Raw genomic sequence first — 22,439 nt, forward strand, 5'->3', positions numbered from 1 at the left:
ACAACACGATATGAAACCTGATTTCTCCCCCCGCTTCGCGGGGAGAAATCACAAGCATCTTGAAGTTAGATTGGTATAAATAGGGTTCAATAAATCTCAAAAAGAGGCTATTTATTGGCAGGAATATCCATGAAAAATATAAGTCAGCAATAATCATCATGTTCTGCTATAGGAGACTAGATAACATCGCCTTGTACCAGATAGGTTGGATATATGACGATGATTAAACAACGATTGGATGCCCTTCTTCATTACATTGATGAACATATCGATACACATATGGATGGAGAAAGTTTGAGTAACATTGCAGCTTGTTCTAAATATCACTTTCACAGATTGTTTTCCGCAACTTATGGTATTGGTGTTGCTGCATATATCAGGCAAATTCGATTGAAAAGAGCTATTTATGAACTGGCGTATAACGATAATTCAGTCATAGATATTGCTCTTGCATGTGGATATGAAAGTCCTGAAGCATTCTCCAGGGCGTTCAAAAATTCGGTTGGTCAAAGTCCTATTGAATTCAGAAAAAAACCTGATTGGTCTGTCTGGCACAGCCACTACCAAATCATAAATAATATTAGGACTAAAATGATGAGTGAGAAATTATCTCCTGTTGAAGTAAAAATCGTCAATTTTCCAGAAACCACCGTGGCAGTAATGGAACACAAAGGCCCGCCCTCAAATATTGGCAATACAATTAGAGAGTTCAAAGCGTGGAGAATAAGCAATAAATTATCCCCAGAGCGTCACCGAACTTTTAATTTTGTTTATGCAGATCCTGCAAACGTTGAACCACAAGAGTATCAGTTTGATTTGTGTGTAGAGATCTCGCCAAAGTTTGAGGTTAAGAACAAAAAAATTGTATTAAAAACAATTCCATCAGGAAAATGTGCTTATGTTAGATACACGGGTTCAGATGAGGGAATAGCTCCCATAGTCAATTACTTATATACAAATTGGTTATCAGAGCATAGTCAGGAAGTTCGGAATTTCCCGCTATTTTTTGAACGAGTAAAGTTGTTCCCAACGGTGACTGAAGCCGAAGCTGTCACTGATATTTACCTGCCTCTGGCATAAAGTTTTGCTACGTTAGCTTGTAGCATATTAGTTTGATGATAGTTCCAGTCTCTTAATCAGATCTCTTCGATTAAGAGACTGTCCACTATAGTTCAAAAAACAACCTATCTAATGGCGTATCAAAATGATAGGAGTATTCCTTACCTCGCGCGGGGTAAGGAACTCCAACATCTGATACTCTTAGTATTATGAAAACCTATTTAGAATAGATATTCCGACCACATTTAATATGGTATTAAGATAAATACTATTGGATGACAGATTAATTTTTTTCTGTTAAATAACAACAAATTTGAAAATATAAGTGAATTTCCCTGATGATGCCCTAATCGGACGCTACATTTTTGTAATAAATAAGGGTGGCAGACAGTTACTACGGAACGGTGAATTTCGCATTTTGCTGTCTCCATCACCCTAATTAAAGATAATCATTTTTATCGTAAATTAAATGGGTGGAAAACACCCTTGAAATTAAATTTAAAAGATGATAATGATTGCTTCTAGAGAGTTTTAGTTTCATTTACAAACAATTACATCCAAAATTATTACAATGGAAAGGTATCTTTCAAAATGAAAATACATATTACTGACGCTCCAAATTCCTCAGATGAAACATATGTCATTCAAAATCTCTGGGCACATAATCAACAATATAGTGATGTTGATATCCGACCTCTATTTCTCACTATCACTGATAATAATAAAATTATTGCTGGCCTCGTTGCTAAAACTTGGTGGGGAGGCCTTGAAATTCAATATCTCTGGGTGGATGAGAAATACCGTAAAAAAGGCTTTGGAAGACAACTCATGTTACAAGCTGAGGAAGAAGCATTAAAAAGACACTGCCATATGGCTTATGTTGATACTTTTAGCTTTCAAGCCAGAGGTTTTTATGAAAAGTTAGGATACAAAGTCTATGGAGAACTTGGAGAATACGCCCACAAGTACACTCGTTTTTATCTCGCGAAAAAATTCAGTGTGTCCAACCATATGAGATAAAAAATGAAGTTGCCCTACAACAATAACAACTCCTATCTAAAGGGATTAATCGCCATGATGGAACATCTGAGCGAACCTTGGGGAATTAAAGATTTGAACTCTCGCCATATCTACATGAACAAAGCTGCATATTTCTACACTAATACCCCCATAAATTTTGATATAGAGGGAAAGTTTGATAATGAGTTTCCGGCTGACTGGGCTGAATTGGCCGAAGATCTAACAAATCATGATAAAATGACCGAAGAATCCCAAGATAAAGTTTCTGTTATAGAAACACATTATTGGTATGGTCGGGACAGTTTAACACCATACATTAGTGAAAAGTATCCAGTATACAACAGCGACAAAAAATGTATTTGGATCGTATGGAATGCTAAGCCTCTAAATACATTGTCCCCTTTACAATATATCAATCAACATAAACCCAGCGTTTTGACTACAGAAATTGATACCAAACTGTTTACCAGAGCCGAGATGGATATCATTTTTTTTATGCTTCACCGGTTTTCAAATAAGGAAATGGCCAAAATATACAATGTGAGTAACAAAACCATAGAAAACAGGATATATAACATTTACCAAAAAGCCAATGTCCATTCTCTCCAACAATTTGAGGAATTTTGTAGGCATTTACATCTTGATAACTACATTCCTGAACGCCTAATTGAGAAAGGTATTCTCTTTATCTAAACTCCAAAGGAATCACGAAATATCATGGTCAAAATTGAAAATTATCCATTGAGCCGAGTACCACAAACACAACGTGTGTCATTGTTAAGCGTGGCTATTGTGCATATGGGCATGTTGACGGCATTGGACCAATTTATGCTTGGAGCTGTGTTGGGCAACTCTATGGCTTTAATCGATGCTTTTATTGCTATTTTCGTCGGTAGCTTGATCTTTGGCATTGTCACATTTGGGCTCGGTTTCGCGGGAATGCGTGAAGGCTTATCCGGCAGCCTATTGGCTCGGTGGTGTGGTTTTGGTCGCATAGGGTCTGTATTAATAGGCCTCGTGATTGCAATCAGCTTATTAGGTTGGTTTGGTATCCAAAACGCAATTTTCGCCCACTCCCTTAATTTTGCCTCCGGCGATAAACTTGGGTTTGGCTGGTCAGCAGCTTTCTCCGGCACTTTATTGACAACACTGGTCGCTTTTGGCTTTAAGGCATTGCGTTTTACCGCCAGAATCGCTGTTCCTCTGTTCATTTTGTTGGTTGCTTATATCTCCACTATAGTACTGTCCGGCAACACCACTCAGCAGCTACATGAAATTATTAACTTACCTCATTCTGGTGATACCTTAACCATTAGTGCAGGTATTACGATCGTCGTGGGTGGCGCAATTGTTGCAAGTTTAATGACACCTGATTTGACTCGCTACACCAAATCAGGCAAGCATGTTTTTGGGATCACCTTGCTGACCATTATTGCAGGAGAATTTGTGATTAATGGCCTGGCGATCCTTATCGCAAAGGCCCTGAATACGTCAGATGTGGTCACTATTATGTCACAAGTGGCAGGAGGAGCAGGTCTTTTGGTTGTCGTTTTCTCCACATTGAGGGTCAACGATTTAAATCTGTATTCTTCATCATTAGGTATTATCAACGCCGTAGAGGGTATTACTGGCAAAAAACTCCGTTATCCCCCAACGACCGTAATTATTGGAATACTTGGAACGCTACTTTCTATTCTGGGTATCCTAGAACGGTTTGTGGATTTCCTGACTGTGTTGGGTGTTGTTTTTCCACCCATTATTGGGATTATGTTGGTTGATTACTATATTCTGCGTTCCCATCGCAAGATATTAGATGAGAGCCGAGAGCAAGGCACACTTCCGCATGAAACACCAACTATCGGCTGGGCTGCCATTATTGCCAGTGTTATCGGCAGCGTAATTGGCCTGGTGGCAGAATGGGGTGTTCCAGCAATTAATTCATTATTGCTAGCGAGCTTAACCTATGGGCTATTTAAGTCAGTTTGTAAACGCGTTTAGCAAATGCCTCTATGATATTGCTCCCCTAAATGGGAGCAATACCTAACGGCTGGCATGTTTCTCCGCATATTCTTTGCCATTAACCCATTGATGATCTTTTTCCCAGGTAAATAACCAATTGCGTGTCGGGCCAGCCATAACATTGAGGTAGTAACTGTCATAACCCGCGATGGTAGCCACAGGATGATACCCTTTTGGCACCATCACCACATCTTTGTTATAAACCGCCATTGTTTCATCCAACGAGCGGTCGTCGGTATAGACTCGCTGGACACAGAAACCCTGAGTTGGATTAAGGCGATGGTAGTATGTCTCTTCCAAGTAAGTTTCTTGTGGCTCGTTGTCAGTATCGTGCTTGTGGCTAGGATAAGAACTGGTACATCCTTCATCGGTATAGACTTCAACAACCAGCAGACTATCCGCCGGTTGATCATCTGGCAGGATATTATGAACATAGCGCCGATTATTACCATTGCCGCGCTGTTCAGCCCCAATATCTTGTGGGGCGATTAAGCGGGTGGGATAACTGCCTTTTCCTTTCGCCTGACATACCGCCAGTTCCAGTTGAGTCTCGGCAACGATTTCCATCGTTTCATTAGGTGCCACATAGACGGCATAAGGCTTTTTGCGCTCAAATGGAGCCATACGCTCCCCAATTTTTTCAAACCGTTGCTGAGGTGTCACTACCGTGGCCTTTCCTGCCACCAGTACCAAACACGTCTCATTTTCTGAAGCGGGTAAAGTGATGGTTTCCCCTACATTCAGTTCATAAACCGCAAAATGAACATATCCCCAGTCTGCCGTTTCCGGCGTAATATGCTGCGTTCGTTTGTCCTGATTTGGTGCGTGGTATTTTGACAGTAGTTTAGACATTTAACCTCCCCCTCAATCTCCGCGTTTAAATCAATCCCGCTTCTTTGGCAAATTTATGCAAATTGCGATATCCCAGCGTGGCATAAGTCAGTGGGTGGGCAACAGCAGGATCTTGCTCTGCTTCAAGTACCAACCAACCGTGATAGTTATTCGCTTTCAAGATCGCAAAAATAGCCCGATAATCGACGCAACCATCTCCTGGTACGGTAAAAACACCGCTCAATACCGCATCCAGGAAACTGGTTTTGCGATTTTTGACATCTTTTAACACGTCTGGACGAATGTCTTTGCAATGCACATGATTAATACGTGTGCACCAACGTCTTGCCACCGTTAACGGATCATCCCCCGCAAAAGTGAGATGTCCAGTATCCAATAACAATCCCACTTCCTCACCCGTATTTTCCATCAGTTTATCGATGTCTTCTGCACTTTCAATCACCGTTCCCATGTGATGATGATACGCAATCTGTATGCCTTGTGACTGCGTATAACGGGCAAATTCTGTCAATTTTTCACCATATTCCTGCCAACGCTCTGCCGGAAACAGTGGACGAAGATACACTGGCTTATCCTGATTGCCATGAATGCAATGAGTCACTTCGGCAAACACCATCACAGTAGCCCCCAATTCCCGCAACAGGGTTAAATGCGGTTGAACAGCAGCTATTTCTTCTTTAACACTGCGTGTTAATAGTTCAGCAGAATACCAGCCAGATACGAGTTTTAAATCATGAGCGGCCAAAATGGGGCCTAAAATCTGTGCCTGGCGAGGGAATTTATTACCCAACTCAAAACCTGCAAACCCTGCTTGTCGCCCTTCTGTCAGGCAAGTTTCTAACGGTGTTTCTGCCCCCAAGGACGGCAAATCATCATTGGTCCAGGTCAGGGGGTTGATGCCAAGTTGAACAGCCATGAAGTTCCTCCTGTAAGGTGAAAAAAATGATGTTCTATTTGCTTTGTGATTCAGTTACCTACGCTGATTCCAGTAGTCAATCAGGTTGTGATAATTAGTTTTTATTTTCTGGATAAGTGTTTCATCATCTATTTCTTCCGCCAGCCATTGCAGTGACGGCTGACCAAATAGTGTTCTGCCAACAGCAAAACCTTTGACGATAGATTTACCCGCTGCTGCATTGAAACTGGCTTTTAAGATCGTTTCCGGTGCATCAAGGCCAAGGATCACAACCCCATGACAATAAGGATCACGCTGTTCAATTAATGCAGCGATTTGGTCCCAGGTTGCAGATTGCATCGGTGGCAATTTCCACCAGTCCGGTTTAATACCAAGATTGTAAAAACGCTGGAGCGCCCGTAGATAAAGCTCATCAGAATGGGGCATATCGACTGGCAAAATCACTTCCAGCAACAATTCATGACCAGACTGACAGCAGGCTGCATAAACTTCTTGTACGGTTTTTTCCTGTTCCAGACGCAGTGGGTGGCGATCTTCTGGATGAAAGAACACTAAACATTTAACAATATGTTCCCGCGGCCAACTAACTAGCTGGGAACCAATATCACCATGTTCGAGGCAAAGTGGTCGGGAGCCAGGCAATTCAATCGGACGGCCAATCCATAATCCTTTCCCTGTTGCAGCATTCAGTACATCTTGACCAAAACTGCTGTCACATAATATCCCCGCTCTTCCTGCCAAATAAGCTTCTGTGCTGACTTCCTGGCTGGCACGGAACAGGAGTTTTTTCAACTGTGGAATTCGCTCAAGACCAGCATTCACCTCACGCGCCATTTCGACAAACTGGATGCGATGATCAAATGCCATGACACATAATTCATCCCATTGTTTATGTCGATTGCTAATCCGATGCAGGTGATTGAGATGTGGATCTAAATCTGGGGATCGTACTTCTGTTGCTCGCCTTAAATAGTTATCCAATTCTGTTTTATCTGGCATAGCAGGCGCACACCCATGACGGGAAACAACCAACGCTCCACAAGCATTGGCATAAGTGCAAGCCTGTTCCCAACTTTCGTTATTAAGGTAGCCACGCAATAAACCAGACATAAAGGCATCTCCAGCCCCCAAAACGTTCAAGACTTCTACCTTGACGCTCCGTACAGTGATCCCCTCGTCTAAGGTATCGGGAATATTGGCAGCAAATACCGAACACCCTAATGCACCACGCTTACAAACCAATGTTGCCGCCGTTAGTGTCCGTATTCGACGCAAAGCTTCAACAGTATCCGTAGTGCCACCCGCAATATGAAATTCCTCTTCGGTTCCCACAATCAAGTCAAACAGGGAAAGCACTTCTTGCAATTGTGCTGTCACTGATTCAGAAGCGATATAACGAGTTTCACCGTCACCTAATGATGCTAATCCCCACAATACCGGACGATAATCGATATCAATAACAGTCTTGACACCATTGCGGCGGGCGTAAGTCAGAGCTGTCAAAACAGCATCACGAGTTTGTGGATGGGAAAGATGAGTTCCGGTGATCGCCAGACAACGGGCAGATGCAATATAATCTTCACTGAAATCATCTCGGGAGATCGCCATATCAGCACAATTATCACGGTAAAAGATCAGCGGAAAAGTTTCGTTATCTTTAATGCCGAGTAAAACCAAAGCCGTTAACCGCTCTTTGTCGGTGATCAAATGGCTGGTATCACAACCCACCCGCTCCAATTCTTCACGCAAAAAGCGGCCCATGTGTTCATCACCAACCCTTGCCAGCATTGAGGATTTTAATCCCTGACGTGCTGTTCCATAGGCGACATTACCTGAAGAGCCACCTAAGTATTTTGCAAAGCTTGTCATGTCTTCCAGACGGGAACCAATTTGTTGACCGTACAGATCAACCGCAATACGTCCCATGCAGATCACATCCAACTTTCTATGCTGTTCCATTGATTCACCTCTTACCGGATACGCTACTTTGCTAAACGCCTTATATTGTTCGCTTTCGTTACCCCTTTGGCCCTGCCGGAAACCAGACGATCCTTATAAGAAAACATTTATTTCATTTTTAATAAGAATGGGAACATGATTCATACTGTGATCCAGTAAGGACTTTCTGCTAATTGCGCTCTTATTTTTCTGATATACCTGTTTTTTCTGATGTACTCACCACCACCGGACGTTTAAATAGCACTCTACCTATCTGGTAGAAAACGTAGCCCAATATACTAGCGACAAAGAGATAGTAGAGCGCCATCACATAAGCCGGCACGTTCTCAGCAAGGAAAACATACATGGAGACAACAGCCAGTGTAATTAAGCATCCTGCCGGTTTAACCATCGACCAAGGGGTAATATCCACCTGTTCTGTATACACTTCCTGATAAGATTCAGCTGGGAAAAAATACCCAATCGTCAACATGAAAATGATATTCAGGACAAACAGGATGCCAACTAGATGGAAGAAATGAATATTGAAGTTCAGGATAAAGTGACAAATGATGTAAGCCGACATACCAAACAACAACCCCAACTTTGCTGCAATCGGGGGAACCCGTTTTGTCATCAGTCCAACCAGAACGACACTGAGGATCGGAGCATTGAAGATCCCTTGTAGCTGTTGAATCAGGTAGAACAAGCCATCAGGTGCGTTAGCGACAAATGGGGCAATGAGCATCGTTGCCAGCGCAAGACCAATGCCTAAATATTTACCGACTGTCACAGCCTGTGCTTCAGTGGCATTCGGGTTAATTCGTGGCTTGTAAATATTGACGGTAAATAATGTCACGGAAGAGTTGAGACCACCGCTGAATGTCGAAAATACAGCTCCCACAACTACCGCGGCAAAGAAACCAACCAACACTTTGGGCAATACCAGTTGCACTAATGCAGGATAGGCATTATCTGGGTTATCTATTTGGCCATTAAAAATATGGAATGCAATTATCCCTGGTAAAATAATAATGGTAGGAATAATGAGCTTAAATAAAGCACATAACATTACGCCTTTTTGCCCTTCCGCCAGATTCTTAGCGCCCAATGATTTCTGCACAATGGATTGGTTAGTACACCAAAAGAACATGTTGGAGATAAGTAGTCCTGTGAACAGGGTCGAGAATGGAACAAGTGAATCTTCACTGCCGATGGAATTAAACTTCTCTGGATGGGTCTGATAGACATCAGTTAACCCTTTCCATATACTGCCATCTCCCACATACAACAGGGCAAACACCGTTACCATCAAGCCGCCTACAATTAAGCCTACGCCATTAATGGTATCGGCAACGGCAATCGCTTTGATCCCACCAAAGATTGCGTAAATTGCCCCCAATCCCCCCACTCCCCAAACCATGATCCAGAGTGCTGTGGTTTTATCGACTTGAAAAACCTGGGAAACCTGAAACAGACTTTCCAAGGCAATCGCTCCTGTATACAGAACGATAGGTAATAATGAGATCACATACATCGCCAAAAATAGGATTGATGTAATTAACAACGTGTTTTTATCAAACCGGCGTTCAAGATATTCTGGGATGGTTGAAATGCCTAATTTCAGATATTTCGGCAAGAAATAAATAGCAAATAGGACAATAGTTAAAGCTGCAATCACTTCCCAGGCCATAACAATAAACCCAGTTCTGAACGCCAGTCCATTCAAACCGACCAAATGTTCTGTAGACAGATTCATTAACAACATGGAGCTGCCGATATATATTCCTGTCAAGGAACGCCCGCCAAGAAAATAGCCTTCAGTCGAATCACTTAAGTGTTTGTTGTGCGTTTTATAATAAGCAAACCCGGCTACCAATAAGGTAAAACCAATAAAAGAAAGAAAAGCTAACATATACCCTCCCCCCTGATTAACCGTTTAGAGCTATATAGTTACCTCCGCTGAGGATTATTTCCTTTGCCACCGCCCTCAGAAATCTATCGGGTACAAAACGGCCTGCCGAAGTTATGGCTGCCGGAACAGATATGTGATTTTTATGAAATAAATGTTCCAGTAATGTTTGTTATTGAATATTATCGTTATAGTTTGATTTCTTTACCGGAGTGCAAAGATTCGAGCGCCTTGTCTGCGAGGTATAAAGCCCGTTCTCCATCACTACCACTTGTCTCAGGCATTACCCTGCCTGCCATGACATCAACAAAATGGCTCCATTCCGCGATGTATGCGTCACGGTAACGTTGCAAAAAGAAATGTTCTGGTTTCGCGGCAGTACAACCGTTTTCTCCCCAGAATTCCACACTGTTTTCCTTTATATTTCCGGCAGTCAGAAGCCCTTTTTCGCCATGCAGTTCCAACCGTTGGTCATAACCATAACCGGAACGACGGCTATTGGTGATGGTTGCCATTACCCCCGATGGAAATTTCATGACAATAAACGCAGTATCGATATCACCCGCCGTACCGATAGCTGGGTCAACCAGATTGCTGCCCTGGGCATAAATAGCACATGGCTCTTCACCAATGATAAAACGAGCCATATCTAAGTCATGAATGGTCATGTCCCTGAACATACCACCAGATACACGCACATATTCAGAAGGTGGGGGAGACGGATCACGGGAGATAATAAGCAGAGATTCTGCCTTGCCAATGGTTCCGGCATCAAACAGGTCTTTCAGCCGACGAAACTGCGGATCGTAGCGACGATTAAATCCGACAAACAGAGAAACCTGACACGTTTTTACCGTAGCAAGGCACTGGCGAACCCGTTCAAGATCAAGGTGAACCGGTTTCTCGCAGAAAATCATTTTATTGTGTCGGGCGGCCAGTTCTATCAGATCGGCATGGGTATCCGTTGCTGATGCAATCAGGACACCATGAACATCAGGATCTGACATCGCTTCTTCAGTGGTCTGTATTTTAGCCTGATATTGGTGTGCCAATGTCTTAGCACTTGTCAGATGTGGATCTATCACAGAATAGAGACAAGTTTCTTTATGGTTGGCAATGTTGACAGCATGAACCTGCCCAATTCGCCCAGCGCCAAATAATGCAATATTGAACATAAATGCTCCTTGATACCTTGGTATCTGCTTTTTGGTGTGGATGAAAACATACCAAATAAAATATTTATTTCAATTTTTCTTTATTTGAAAATTTTATTTTTTAGAGCTAGCTCATAACTTTCATCTGGCGTGTATCTTGCCGGCAATGTCTACGCTGCCTGATCGTTTCCATATCTTATGAGCAAAATCGAGGGATAATCTGCCTGTTATCAAGTGTGATATCACCAGCAAGCATGTAGTAACATAAACACAGAATTGTAACCACATCTATAGTAGGGATTTCGGTAAGAACTAGCCTCAATTTTTTAATAAATTAAAAAGGCCAGATTGTCATTTACCATAAAAATATTTTTGATCCCATTAATGCAAAATATTTCATAAAAAAATCAGTTCGTTTTTGAATTGACATCATATTTTCTTGAATTTATTCTGCCCGATATGACAACCAAGCGTTATATTTGATGTGTTTTTATGCAAAACATACACATTATGTAAGGGCTATACGCATTAAACTTCAAGCTGCAATTTACAACACGATATGAAACCTGACTTCTCCCCGCTTCGCGGGGAGAAGTCACATGCATCTTGAAGTTAGATTGGTATATAAACTTAATTAATACCCAGGGAATATTAAAAATCATCTGATGTAGTTGATTACAACTAATATATACGCATTAAACTTCAAGTTGTCATTTACAACTCTCTATGAAACCTGATTTATCCCCGCTTCGCGGGAAGAAATCACACGCATCTTGAAGCTAGATTAGTATAAACAAGGTTGAATGGTGTTGTTTTATAAATTTATAAAAAGGATATTAGAATGAGAAATATTTTTAATTTATTAATTGGTTGTAAAAAAACAGTTTTCCTGATTTTTATTTCTGTGCTCATCAGTGCATGTACTCAAAATAGGGTAGAAGAGAAAAAATCCGATATATATGATCAGGCTCATGAAGTGAATCAATGGATATGGCCGACATCAGGAATAAAAATTGAGCTTAATGAAAAAGAACCGGGAATCGATATATTCGGCGGATATGGTCAAGCTATTTTGGCTGCCGAAAATGGTCGGGTGGTCTATGCAGGAGACGCTCTCAAAGGCTACAAAAATCTGATTGTGATTAGACACAGTGATATTTTCTTAAGCGCCTATGCGAACAATAATACTATCTTGGTCAAAGAAGGGGACATCGTTTTACGTGGAAATAAAATAGCCACTATGGGAGAAAATGCTTCTTCGGCATACTTACATTTTGAGATAAGAAAAAATGGAAATTCTGTCGATCCGCGAAAATTTTTACCGTTAAATTCGATGAATAACCAACCTGATACAAAATCTCCTAGTACAAATAAAGAATAGCGTGCCGTTTATCGGCAAATACTTTAAACACGGGCTGAGTACAGAAACCGCAACGTATATACCAATCGTCTTTCAAGATGCGTCTTATACCTCCCCGCTACGCGGGGAGGTATAAACAATCACATTGAGTTGCAAGCCGCAACTTGAAATTCATTGGGTATATATAACACATGGATTTTGCGCTCAGTCTTGATCAATGCTATCCAATATCGGTTGATAATTAATACTGACGCACTTTTTTCTCCACATATTCCCTGATTTTTTCCGCTGATGCAGCAATGTCTGGATTATCAGCAACCTGCGCAGTTCCTATTCTCCACCATGATTCATAATCATGCGTCATGGTTTTTGGTAAAACTTTAATGTCGATTAACGTTGCACATGGCTGCTTCTGCGCATCCTGCAAAGCGGCAATTAATTGTTGTTCATCATGCACCCGATAACTTTTACAACCGTAGCTTTCCGCATTCCCGGCAAAATCCACCGGTATTAAAGCGCCATCCAATCTGCCGTTTTGCTGATTGCGATAACGATTCTCCGTGGCAAAACTTCCCATACCTTGGCTCATCTGTAAGTTATTGATGCAACCAAATCCCGCGTTATCAAACAGCAGCACAGTGATCTTAATGTTTTCCTGAATAGCCGTTTGTAATTCACTGTGCAACATCAAATATGAACCATCACCAACCATTGCATAAACCGGCTGTTCAGGACACGCGAGTTTTGCCCCCAATGATGCAGCAATTTCATATCCCATACAGGAATAGCCATATTCAAGATGATAAGTATCAGGCACTTTCGGTTGCCAAACGCGCTGTAAATCGCCCGGCAGAGAACCCGCAGCCCCCACAATGATGGCATTGGTTTCCAGATACTGATCCATCAAACCAAGTACACGGGTTTGGGTCAGATTGGTCTGCAACGTTTCACTGTACTCTTCCAATTTTTCATCCAAATGCCCGGCAATCTCTGGCTTGATTCCGGCCTGATATTGAATGGAAAACAATCTTTCCAATTCCTGCTGCCAGGCTGCCTTCGCCTGAAAAATTTCTTGTTGCCACGCCGAACGCCATGCTGTTTTTGACAAAGCCTGTGCAATGGCATTGAGTCCTTCTCTGGCATCCGCCAGAACGCCTACAGCATCCAGTTTACAGGCGTCAAATTCTGCAACATTGATGGTAAGAAATTCCACTTCTGGGTGTTGGAACAGTGACTTTGAGGCCGTCGTAAAATCGGTAAAACGGGTGCCAACGCCAATAATCAAATCGGCTTCTTTAGCCAGCTGATTCGCCGCCAAACAACCTGTCGTGCCAATGCCGCCACAATTTAGGGGATGGGCAGCCACAATCGCACTTTTTCCCGCCTGAGTTTCAGCAAATGGGATATGGAAGGTTTCAGAAAAATGGCGGAAAGCGTCATGAGCTTCGGAGTAACGTACGCCACCACCACAAATCAACAGCGGCTTTCTCTTGCGCTGAATCAGTGCAACTGCCTCTTGAATTCGCACCTGAGAAGCAGGTCGACGTTCAATCAAGTGAACCCGTTTCTGGAAGAAGTCATCTGGATAATCCCACACTTCTCCCTGAACATCTTGCGGAAGACAGATCGTGACCGCCCCCGTATCTGCCGGATCAGTCAATACCCGCATGGCGTGGAGCATGGCTGTCATCAATTGCTCCGGTCGCGAAATGCGATCCCAATAACGGGATACTGGCCGGAAGCAATCATTGGTACTGATGGTGCCATCGCCATATTGTTCAATCTGCTGTAAAACAGGGTCAGGCTGACGACAAGCAAAAGTATCTCCCGGCAATAATAGTAATGGGATACGATTCGCTGTTGCTGTTGCGGCGGCCGTCACCATATTGGCCGCGCCAGGTCCAACAGAGGAGGTAACGGCAAAAATCTGCCGACGTTTTTTCTGTTTGGCAAACCCCGTCGCAATATGTGCCATCCCCTGTTCATTACAGCCTTGATAAACGCGAAGATGCCCAGGCTCCTGCTCCAATGCCTGCCCTAATCCCACCACATTACCGTGACCAAATATGGTGAACACACCTCGAAGAAAAGGATATTCTTCCCCATCAATATTGATATATTGCTGGTTAAGAAATTTGACCAAGGCTTGAGCCATCGTCATTTTCTTGGTCTTTATTGCTCTGTTTTTCATGACATAGCTACTCCATCGTTGGCATCACAAAATGGCTATCGTGATGTTCTAAACGCACACTGGCGGGCCAACGGCTGGTGACAGTTTTCATTCGGGTATAGAAGCGCACCCCGTCATTACCATGTACATTCAGTGGCCCAAAAATGGAACGCTTCCAGCCACCAAAACTATGAAATGCCATCGGTACTGGGATCGGAATATTCACACCAACCATACCCGCTTGAACGTCTTCACTGAACTGGCGTGCCGTTTCACCATCACAAGTAAAAATTGCCGCTCCGTTGCCATATTCATGCTGGTTAATCAAGTTCAATGCTGTGTCATAATCCGGTACGCGGACAAGGGTAAGCACAGGGCCGAAAATCTCTTCCTTATAGATTTTCATATCCGGCGTGACATAATCAAACAGCGTTGGCCCCACGAAATAGCCATTTTCATGGCCTGCCACCGGATATCCTCGCCCATCAACCAATAATTTTGCTCCCTGCTCTATTCCACTGCAAATGTAGTCACAGATTTTTGCCCTGTGCTGCTGAGAAATCACTGGCCCCATGTCGTTTTCTTTTCCATTGGAAATACCAGGGCCAACCGACATTTGAGCTATTTGTTGCCGGAGTTTTTCTACCAATCTATCTGCAACTTCATCCCCAACCGCGACGACAACCGACAATGCCATACAGCGTTCCCCTGCCGCACCGAATGCCGCACCCATAATGGCATTTGCAGCCATGTCTATATCCGCATCTGGCATCAAGACACTGTGGTTCTTTGCACCACCTAATGCCTGACAGCGTTTGCCGTGCGCTGAAGCAGTGGCATAAACATACTCTGCTATCGGGGTTGAGCCGACAAAACTCACTGCCTGAATGCGCGGATCGGTCAGTAGCACATCAACCGCTTCTTTATCCCCTTGCACAACATTAAACACACCATCCGGCAAACCGGCTTGCTGCAATAATTTCGCCAGTTCAATCGAAAGTGAGGGATCTTTTTCAGAAGGTTTCAGGACAAAGGTATTTCCCGTCGCTAGTGCGATAGGAAACATCCACATTGGCACCATGGCAGGAAAGTTAAATGGCGTGATACCGGCACAAACACCCAAGGGTTGCATCAGGGAGTGACTGTCAACTCCCGCTCCTACATTGGCAGAGTGTTCCCCTTTTTGCAGATGCGGGATACCACAAGCAAATTCGACCACTTCAAGGCCACGAGTTAACTCCCCCACCGCATCAGAATAAATTTTTCCATGCTCTTCAGAAATCAACCTTGCCAGTCTGTCCTGGTTTTCTTCAAGCAATGATTTGAATTTGAACAAAATCCGTGCACGTTTCAATGGCGAGGTTTTTGACCATTCCTTAAAGGCCAGATGAGCAGATTCAATGGCATGTTCAGCCTCATGGGTTGCACTCAAGGCAACCATTCGAATCTCCTGTCCTGTGGCTGGATTGAAAATGAGTGAAATGCGATCGCTTTGGCTATCAACGAGTTGCCCGCCAATAAAGTTTTTAATCTGTTCCATTCTGAGCCTCTCTAAATTCAATTAAGATTGAACTGGCAAGTTGCTATTGAACTACACGCATTAAACTTCAAGTGACAATTTACAACATCACACACATCTTGAAGTTAGATTGGTATATAAGCGTTTCATCACGATGCTACAGATATATGAAATATATATTTCATTTTCAATTGAATTTGAAATGCGCTTTAATTAATGTGATCAACACGCTATTTTTATGCAAATGGAGGGCCTGATGTCTGCTGCGTCTAATCTGAATGAACTTCAAGAACAAGTTCGATCCCGTTATGGTGAGTTGAGTAAACGGTTACAACAAGTTGCAAGATATGTACTGGATAATACGAATAGTGTCGCATTTGATACTGTTGCCGTTATTGCCAAAGAAGCCAATGTTCCACCTTCTACTTTGATCCGCTTCGCCAATGCCTTTAATTTCAGTGGATTCAATGAAATGAAACAATTGTTTCGCCTGAATTTGGTGGAAGAGACCGCCAGCTATACCGATCGGGCACGGCTGTTTAAAGAGCTGGATAACGATCATCAGATACCAGAAGATCCTCAGCATATTTTGCAGGAGTTTGCTCATTCCAACGCTCAAGCCATGCAGCAACTCGCAGCCCGTACTCCCGCAGAGGATTTGGATAAGGCAGTGAGTTTGCTGGCGAATGCCGACAATATTCACATTATCGGCCTGCGCCGCTCTTTCAGTGTTGCCTCATATTTTGCCTATGCCCTCAGCCATCTTGAATGCCGCCCGCTACTTATTAATGGCTTAGGGGGTATGTTCCACGAGCAGATGAGTATGATTGGCCCTCAAGATGTCGTGGTATCTATCAGCTTTACGCCGTATGCCGAAGAAACGGTGATGGTCAGTGAAAAAGCGGTACAGGCGGGTGCAAAGCAAATTGTCATTACTGATAGCCAGATTAGCCCGCTTGCAAGTTTTAGCGATATTTGCTTTGTGGTGAAGGAAGCCCAGGTTGATGCGTTCCGCTCCCAGTCTGCTACTTTGTGTTTGGTACAATCTTTAACCGTAGCACTGGCGTATCGGCAAGGATAATCAAGAGTCAGATAACACCGTTTTCATAAAACCGGAAATTAAGTGTCAGCGTGATCATATGAGATTAAAGCATATTGATCACGCCTATCATGATCAACACAGCCATTAAATAACAGCCAATAATACGCATTAAACTGCAAGTCGCTATTTACAACACTCTATGAAACCTGATTTCTCCCCCGCTTCTCGGAGCGAAATCACACGCATCTTGAAGTCAGATTGGTATAAGAGTTTAGTTCTTAATATTTTATGGATATTGATTTACTTAAAATAATCTTTAATCTCTTCCAATCTATAGGTATCCTTTTCAAACAAATAGCTAATAATGGCACAACCGCATCAATGAATAAGTTTATTATAAATCAATACACTGACAAAAAATCCCCTCCTTTGCCAGATAAAATAATTAAATTAATAGAATGTATAATGTCATAAAGTAATGACATTACATATCAATAGGTTACTTCCTGCAATAGTGATTAATTTCATTATTGGAATGGATTTAACCCACTGTTTTTTTATCTAACAAAAATACAGCACGAGTATGCTTAACAAGCTGATCTCAGGCTGCCTTGAATATAATTTAGAATCATAGCGGAGTATTCATATGGATAAGATTCTGGCTTCTCCATTTATTCATTTCTTTTGGCAATCATGGGTTCTCGAGCCGCACTCACCTAAATATAATATCGTTATAGAACAAAATATTAGGGGGAATTTAGATGAAAGTAGATTAAAATGGGCTTTGCAAGAATTTATTAATCTTTATCCTTTATTTAAATATCGAATTGAAGAAGAAAATGATGAGTTATATTGGATATTTGGCTCAGATAATATTGAGTTTACATACCTTTCTAATAATGAAGAACAATTGAATCAGTTTGCTCTGCGGCCATTTGACCTCCGAAAAGGACCAGTCGTTCGTTTTGGTTTAATCAAAGAGACAGAACAGCAATTTCACTTATTTATTGTACTGCACCATATCATCGGTGATGGACAGGGTATAGAAGAGTTTTTTCACAATATCGCTGATCTGTACAACCAACGTCCTCTGCGCCATTCCCCCATGACGCTGCAACAAGCGTCAGAGAAATTTGAACAAGATCGTCAACTTCTACAATTATTGGGTAAATATAACCCTGAACAATACTGGAAAAAATGTTTGTCAGGAATGAATACCAGTAATCCATTACCTTATTTGCCTCAACACGCGATAGGTGAGCCTGAATTACCGAATGAATTTCGTTTCAACTTGCCATTGGAAGATTGGAAGAACCTCTCAACATCTTTATCCCCTTGCAAGCCGTTCCTCGTATTTAAAACGTTATGGGCAACGCTCGTAGCCCAATATACTGCAACTGATAGTGTTCACCTTATCTATCCCGTTGCAGTCGCTGGCGGGGCATCGGTTTCGCTTGGTGCACAAATCAATGCGGTTGTTTTCCCTTTGCATTTTAATGAGACGGATAGCTTTAATTCTCTCTATCAGGCTACGTTAAACTATAGTGCATCATTGAAGGCTCAACCTGATCTGCGTTTTTCAAGTTTGCCTATATTCCAGGCTGTACCCACCGATCTTATCAATAAGCTCAATGTCGGTATCAATCAGGCCAGTTTTAAGGATCTCAATCTGGAATTAGACGGATGTGAGGTTCATTACGGTAGTCGTTTCAATAACGATTTAGCCGTTACAGAGTGGATATTGGAATATCATCTGGAAGACGGCTATTGGGCTTTTCGTATCCGCTATCATCCTAACCTTTTCCATGCAAAACAAATCAAAGCGTTAGGTGAACAATTCCAGCAATTGTTGGTTAATGCCTTGTCTTATCCCGAAACGCCAATATCGCAATTTCCTTTGCTAACACCTGAGCAGACACAGACATTACTGGAATACGGTAACCCACAACAACTAAGCGACACCCAATCAGAACGACACTCCCCTTTGGTGATGGATTTGATCCGCAAACATTATCAACAGGCAATCGGGCAATCACAATCTGCTGAAATATCAGGCATCCAAGTTTATGTGTTGAATGAACGATTGCAAATGGTGCCAATGGGGTTAAAGGGCGAACTTTATCTCTCTGGGCCAGAATTGGGCAATAAATATTTGGATCACTCAGTATTGGCAGAAAAACAACTTATCGCCAATCCATTTGTTCAATATACCAAGGATAAGTGGCTCTATCGTACAGGCGAACAAGTACGCTGGTTGCCAAATGGAGAGCTAGAATATCTGGGGACAGAAGACTACGATTTTCTGAAAGAGGCGAGTTAAGTTAAAACAACGGCGTGATCGTTATGCTCACCAATCCTATGAATCACGCCGAATTATTACTGCATCAAACGCTACATGACCACAGTTTATTTACTACCACTTATTCAAAATCCTTAAAAGTCGGGCCTTGGAAATAAACAGCTTTAATGTGACAACTACGGGGTTGAGTGACAACAAACCGGATGGTTTCCCATACCGAACGGCCATTCAGCAATTGCTCCCCCATTTTTTTCTGGTTATCCAGAATTTCATCAAAGCCATTAAGTTCAAAGTCAGGTGGATAAAGCCCAGTTACGCGAATATTTTCTTTGCTTAAATGATGAGCTAAGTTCTGACTAAAGCCACTCATGGCATGTTTGGCAGCGAAGAATGCCGGATGAGCGACAGATTCGGTAAATTGGGGAATACCACAAACCGATACCATAGCAACAATATCGGCACCTTGTGACTGGCGCAAGCTCGGCAATAGCGCTTTGGTCAGCAGGATAGAACCTGTTATACCTGAATTCACCGTATTGACGATATCGGTGTCATTGTCACCTTCTCCCAAATACCCTTCCAGCCATTGAGCCGCACTTAAGATCAAAATATCGATGGGTTGATTGTCTTGCAGCAACTGAGTAGCAAAATCGTTAACGGATTGAGCATGACTCATATCGCATTGATAACCTCTGGCGATGCCACCTTCACGGCGAATAATCTCACATGTTGCTTCAGCACGGGTTAATTGGCGGGTACAGAGGTCAACATGTGCACCTTCTCGTGCCAGCCAAACAGAAACCGCTTGTCCAAAATCGCGTCCTCCACCTGTTACCACTACTCGTTTACCTTGCAAAGCACTCGATTCATTAACTTCATTAACTTCATTAACTTCATTAACTTCATTAACTTCATTAACTTCATTAACTTCATTAACTTCATTAAACTCCATGTTAGCTTTCCTTAATATCAGTTAGTAAAGCTGAATGAGAAACTGTCACTTTGTCGGTCCGATTTATTGATAATTCACTGTCTAGAAAGCCAATCTTACTTGAGAATTATCCCTCTGGTTCTATTATTTTGTGCTTATTGCTCTGATTGCAGAAGATCGCATTTAAGTAAAAATAAACAAATTCTACTTTACGGCTGACTCTGGGAAGCACGCTGAAAATCGAAAATGTTTACATCTGCTAAACTTTAGGCAACAGATAACGTCAATCGTGCTCTGGATTACTGACATTCTTAACACCATAAATCACAACCATTACCTGTGAAGGGGGTTATATGAAAGCACTTGTTTATCATGGAGCCGGAAAAAAACGCTGGGAAGAAAAGGCACCACCTCAACTCATTGAACCAACAGATGCTATCGTCCGCATCGTCAAAACCACCATCTGTGGTACAGATCTGCATATCCTTAAAGGGGATGTTCCCACTGTCGAGCAAGGCCGCACATTGGGCCATGAAGGTATTGGGATCGTTGAATCAATTGGGGAATCAGTACGCAATATCAAAGTCGGTGATAAGGTAATTATTTCCTGTATCACCGTCTGCGGCAGTTGCAGTTATTGTAAACGCCAGCTTTATGCTCACTGTAAAGATGGTGGCTGGATCCTGGGACATAAAATTGATGGTACACAGGCAGGACAAGTGCGTATTCCCCATGCTGATAACAGCCTGCATCGTCTGCCAGAAGGTGTCGATGAAGAAGCGGCATTAATGCTCAGTGACATTCTGCCAACTGGTCTTGAAATTGGTGTTATCAATGGCAAGGTCCAACCGGGGCAGACTATCGCCTTAATTGGTGCGGGGCCAGTCGGACTATCAGCATTATTGGCATCACAGTTTTACTCCCCGGCACATATCATCATGATCGATACTGATGATAACCGCCTTAGCGTCGCCCGGCAGTTTGGTGCTAACACGGTTATCAACCCGGCAAAACAAAACGTCGTAGAAGCTATCAATAAACTGACTGACGGCATTGGGGTGGACGTGGCTATTGAATGTGTGGGTATCCCCGCAACCTTCAAAATATGTCAGGACATCATTGCAGCAGGTGGATTCATTGCCAATGTTGGTGTCCATGGCAAATCTGTTGACCTGCATCTGGAAAGTCTCTGGATCAAAAACATTACCATTACTACTGGACTGGTAAACACAAGCAGCACTCCCATGCTGCTGAAAAGCGTTCAATCCGGCAAAATTGCACCTGAAAAGCTGGTCACTCATCATTATCCATTGAGTGAAATAGAAACCGCTTATGAAATATTTGGTAATGCAGCTCAAGAGAAAGCACTGAAAATTGTCTTGTCAGCTTAGTGGGTATATTGTGATATCTCCCCGCGAAGCGGGGAGATATCAGGTTTCATAGCGTGTGGGAAACAGAAAAGCCGCCGCAATATACTGCATCAATACACGTATGCAATTCATTACGGCGGCCTTTATGTTGTGTTTGATAATAAGCTTGATTTTTAAATTTATTAACTAATTAATAAACCTTCAACTTACAGTTTGTCTTCTTCATCCAAATCTTGTTGTGAAAGGTTCCCAATAGCAATAAATTCATCCAATAGCCCTAACAGTTGGGTCAATTTTTCTGGAGAAAAAGCGTCCTCAATCGCCTTATATCCCTCAGCAATTTGCCCTTTTGCTTGCTCATAGAGTTCCTGTCCAGCCGGAGTCAAAGAAACATACAGCTTACGCTGATCATTCATAGGCTTCAGGCGGAATATAAGCCCATCACGCTCCATACGTGTCAAAATGCCTGTCAGACTTGGGCGCAAGATACAAGTGAGACAAGCTAAGTCATGAAAATCAATAGAACGGCTACTCGCAAGTACACGAATAATCCGCCATTGCTGCTCAGTTAAATTATAGCTCTTCAAAATAGGCCGAAAAAAACCCATAGCGGTTTCTCTCGCTTGAAGCAATGCAATTGTCAAGGATTCATGCATAAGTAAAAGTGACTCTTTAGTTAATCGCTAGTCATTCTCTATAAGTTTAACATCCATGCTGCTTATTATAGACAACCTGAACACTAAAAAGCCTAACACGCTCAAAATCATCCACAAAGGGGAAAGATTTCAACATTAACAAATAAATAAAACGATCCCACCAACAAAAAGTTAAATAAAAGTTAATTTCAATCTCAAATGACCTTGATTAAAAATATAACA

At 42.4% G+C, this 22,439-nt stretch carries 17 protein-coding genes; 8 read left to right on the plus strand and 9 right to left on the minus strand.

Annotated features, from left to right (window positions below; translation table 11 throughout):
• Window positions 1-213: 213 nt before the first annotated feature.
• The 4 genes from IQ211_RS02000 to IQ211_RS02015 all read left to right on the plus strand — a co-directional run bounded on the left by IQ211_RS02000 (window position 214) and on the right by IQ211_RS02015 (window position 4,077).
• Window positions 214-1,080 (plus strand): AraC family transcriptional regulator, encoded by an 867-nt coding sequence (locus IQ211_RS02000; RefSeq protein ID WP_189758619.1) that lies wholly within the window; start codon window positions 214-216, stop codon window positions 1,078-1,080.
• 570 nt (window positions 1,081-1,650) lie between these two features.
• Window positions 1,651-2,079 (plus strand): GNAT family N-acetyltransferase, encoded by a 429-nt coding sequence (locus IQ211_RS02005; RefSeq protein ID WP_189758618.1) that lies wholly within the window; start codon window positions 1,651-1,653, stop codon window positions 2,077-2,079.
• A gap of 3 nt (window positions 2,080-2,082) precedes the next feature.
• A complete protein-coding gene (locus tag IQ211_RS02010; RefSeq protein WP_189758617.1) occupies window positions 2,083-2,772 on the plus strand; it encodes a helix-turn-helix transcriptional regulator in 690 nt (229 codons plus the stop codon).
• A gap of 24 nt (window positions 2,773-2,796) precedes the next feature.
• Entirely contained in the window at window positions 2,797-4,077 is a 1,281-nt protein-coding gene (locus tag IQ211_RS02015) for a cytosine permease (RefSeq protein ID WP_189758616.1), read from the plus strand.
• Window positions 4,078-4,119: 42 nt separating this feature from the next.
• Here the strand turns inward: IQ211_RS02015 and iolB are convergent, their stop codons facing one another.
• The 5 genes from iolB to iolG all read right to left on the minus strand — a co-directional run bounded on the left by iolB (window position 4,120) and on the right by iolG (window position 10,891).
• A complete protein-coding gene (iolB, locus tag IQ211_RS02020) occupies window positions 4,120-4,950 on the minus strand; it encodes a 5-deoxy-glucuronate isomerase (protein WP_189758615.1) in 831 nt (276 codons plus the stop codon).
• Between the two features lie 25 nt (window positions 4,951-4,975).
• On the minus strand, window positions 4,976-5,866 hold the full coding sequence (gene iolE, locus IQ211_RS02025) for a myo-inosose-2 dehydratase (RefSeq protein ID WP_189758614.1): 891 nt from the start codon (window positions 5,864-5,866) through the stop codon (window positions 4,976-4,978).
• 54 nt (window positions 5,867-5,920) lie between these two features.
• Window positions 5,921-7,825 carry a bifunctional 5-dehydro-2-deoxygluconokinase/5-dehydro-2-deoxyphosphogluconate aldolase gene (locus IQ211_RS02030; RefSeq protein WP_189758613.1) on the minus strand — a complete coding sequence of 635 codons (1,905 nt, stop codon included), beginning with the start codon at window positions 7,823-7,825 and terminating at the stop codon, window positions 5,921-5,923.
• Window positions 7,826-8,006: 181 nt separating this feature from the next.
• The gene (locus IQ211_RS02035) at window positions 8,007-9,719 is read right to left on the minus strand and encodes a solute:sodium symporter family transporter (protein WP_189758612.1); all 1,713 of its coding nucleotides are present in this window, start codon (window positions 9,717-9,719) and stop codon (window positions 8,007-8,009) included.
• A gap of 185 nt (window positions 9,720-9,904) precedes the next feature.
• A complete protein-coding gene (iolG, locus tag IQ211_RS02040; protein WP_189758611.1) occupies window positions 9,905-10,891 on the minus strand; it encodes an inositol 2-dehydrogenase in 987 nt (328 codons plus the stop codon).
• Window positions 10,892-11,711: 820 nt separating this feature from the next.
• On the opposite strand from iolG, the gene IQ211_RS02045 reads away from it, so the two are divergent.
• The gene (locus IQ211_RS02045; protein ID WP_189758610.1) at window positions 11,712-12,251 is read left to right on the plus strand and encodes a peptidoglycan DD-metalloendopeptidase family protein; all 540 of its coding nucleotides are present in this window, start codon (window positions 11,712-11,714) and stop codon (window positions 12,249-12,251) included.
• Window positions 12,252-12,471: 220 nt separating this feature from the next.
• On the opposite strand, the gene iolD is transcribed toward IQ211_RS02045, so the two are convergent.
• On the minus strand, window positions 12,472-14,406 hold the full coding sequence (gene iolD / locus IQ211_RS02050; RefSeq protein ID WP_282885653.1) for a 3D-(3,5/4)-trihydroxycyclohexane-1,2-dione acylhydrolase (decyclizing): 1,935 nt from the start codon (window positions 14,404-14,406) through the stop codon (window positions 12,472-12,474).
• Between the two features lie 22 nt (window positions 14,407-14,428).
• Window positions 14,429-15,940 (minus strand): CoA-acylating methylmalonate-semialdehyde dehydrogenase, encoded by a 1,512-nt coding sequence (locus tag IQ211_RS02055; protein ID WP_189758608.1) that lies wholly within the window; start codon window positions 15,938-15,940, stop codon window positions 14,429-14,431.
• Window positions 15,941-16,175: 235 nt separating this feature from the next.
• On the opposite strand from IQ211_RS02055, the gene IQ211_RS02060 reads away from it, so the two are divergent.
• The gene (locus IQ211_RS02060; RefSeq protein ID WP_189758607.1) at window positions 16,176-17,000 is read left to right on the plus strand and encodes a MurR/RpiR family transcriptional regulator; all 825 of its coding nucleotides are present in this window, start codon (window positions 16,176-16,178) and stop codon (window positions 16,998-17,000) included.
• 607 nt (window positions 17,001-17,607) lie between these two features.
• The gene (locus tag IQ211_RS02065; protein ID WP_189758606.1) at window positions 17,608-19,281 is read left to right on the plus strand and encodes a condensation domain-containing protein; all 1,674 of its coding nucleotides are present in this window, start codon (window positions 17,608-17,610) and stop codon (window positions 19,279-19,281) included.
• 100 nt (window positions 19,282-19,381) lie between these two features.
• Here IQ211_RS02065 and IQ211_RS02070 read toward each other — a convergent pair whose 3' ends face one another.
• Window positions 19,382-20,212, minus strand: coding sequence for an SDR family oxidoreductase (locus tag IQ211_RS02070; protein ID WP_193836315.1), 831 nt, complete (start codon window positions 20,210-20,212; stop codon window positions 19,382-19,384).
• Window positions 20,213-20,544: 332 nt separating this feature from the next.
• Here IQ211_RS02070 and IQ211_RS02075 point away from each other — a divergent pair, with 332 nt between their 5' ends.
• Window positions 20,545-21,582 (plus strand): zinc-dependent alcohol dehydrogenase family protein, encoded by a 1,038-nt coding sequence (locus tag IQ211_RS02075; protein WP_189758604.1) that lies wholly within the window; start codon window positions 20,545-20,547, stop codon window positions 21,580-21,582.
• A gap of 185 nt (window positions 21,583-21,767) precedes the next feature.
• Here the strand turns inward: IQ211_RS02075 and hpaR are convergent, their stop codons facing one another.
• Window positions 21,768-22,217: a homoprotocatechuate degradation operon regulator HpaR gene (hpaR, locus tag IQ211_RS02080; RefSeq protein ID WP_189758603.1), complete on the minus strand. Its 450-nt coding sequence runs from the start codon at window positions 22,215-22,217 to the stop codon at window positions 21,768-21,770.
• Between the last annotated feature and the right edge of the window lie 222 nt (window positions 22,218-22,439).

The organism is Xenorhabdus griffiniae (assembly GCF_015163655.1).
Lineage (GTDB): Bacteria > Pseudomonadota > Gammaproteobacteria > Enterobacterales > Enterobacteriaceae > Xenorhabdus > Xenorhabdus griffiniae.

Coding starts and splice junctions, on each gene's coding strand:
- IQ211_RS02000 (WP_189758619.1), top strand. CDS start 214: ATGACGATGATTAAACAACGATTGGATGCCCTTCTTCATTACATTGAT.
- IQ211_RS02005 (WP_189758618.1), top strand. CDS start 1,651: ATGAAAATACATATTACTGACGCTCCAAATTCCTCAGATGAAACATAT.
- IQ211_RS02010 (WP_189758617.1), top strand. CDS start 2,083: ATGAAGTTGCCCTACAACAATAACAACTCCTATCTAAAGGGATTAATC.
- IQ211_RS02015 (WP_189758616.1), top strand. CDS start 2,797: ATGGTCAAAATTGAAAATTATCCATTGAGCCGAGTACCACAAACACAA.
- iolB (WP_189758615.1), bottom strand. CDS start 4,950: ATGTCTAAACTACTGTCAAAATACCACGCACCAAATCAGGACAAACGA.
- iolE (WP_189758614.1), bottom strand. CDS start 5,866: ATGGCTGTTCAACTTGGCATCAACCCCCTGACCTGGACCAATGATGAT.
- IQ211_RS02030 (WP_189758613.1), bottom strand. CDS start 7,825: ATGGAACAGCATAGAAAGTTGGATGTGATCTGCATGGGACGTATTGCG.
- IQ211_RS02035 (WP_189758612.1), bottom strand. CDS start 9,719: ATGTTAGCTTTTCTTTCTTTTATTGGTTTTACCTTATTGGTAGCCGGG.
- iolG (WP_189758611.1), bottom strand. CDS start 10,891: ATGTTCAATATTGCATTATTTGGCGCTGGGCGAATTGGGCAGGTTCAT.
- IQ211_RS02045 (WP_189758610.1), top strand. CDS start 11,712: ATGAGAAATATTTTTAATTTATTAATTGGTTGTAAAAAAACAGTTTTC.
- IQ211_RS02055 (WP_189758608.1), bottom strand. CDS start 15,940: ATGGAACAGATTAAAAACTTTATTGGCGGGCAACTCGTTGATAGCCAA.
- IQ211_RS02060 (WP_189758607.1), top strand. CDS start 16,176: ATGTCTGCTGCGTCTAATCTGAATGAACTTCAAGAACAAGTTCGATCC.
- IQ211_RS02065 (WP_189758606.1), top strand. CDS start 17,608: ATGGATAAGATTCTGGCTTCTCCATTTATTCATTTCTTTTGGCAATCA.
- IQ211_RS02070 (WP_193836315.1), bottom strand. CDS start 20,212: ATGGAGTTTAATGAAGTTAATGAAGTTAATGAAGTTAATGAAGTTAAT.
- IQ211_RS02075 (WP_189758604.1), top strand. CDS start 20,545: ATGAAAGCACTTGTTTATCATGGAGCCGGAAAAAAACGCTGGGAAGAA.
- hpaR (WP_189758603.1), bottom strand. CDS start 22,217: ATGCATGAATCCTTGACAATTGCATTGCTTCAAGCGAGAGAAACCGCT.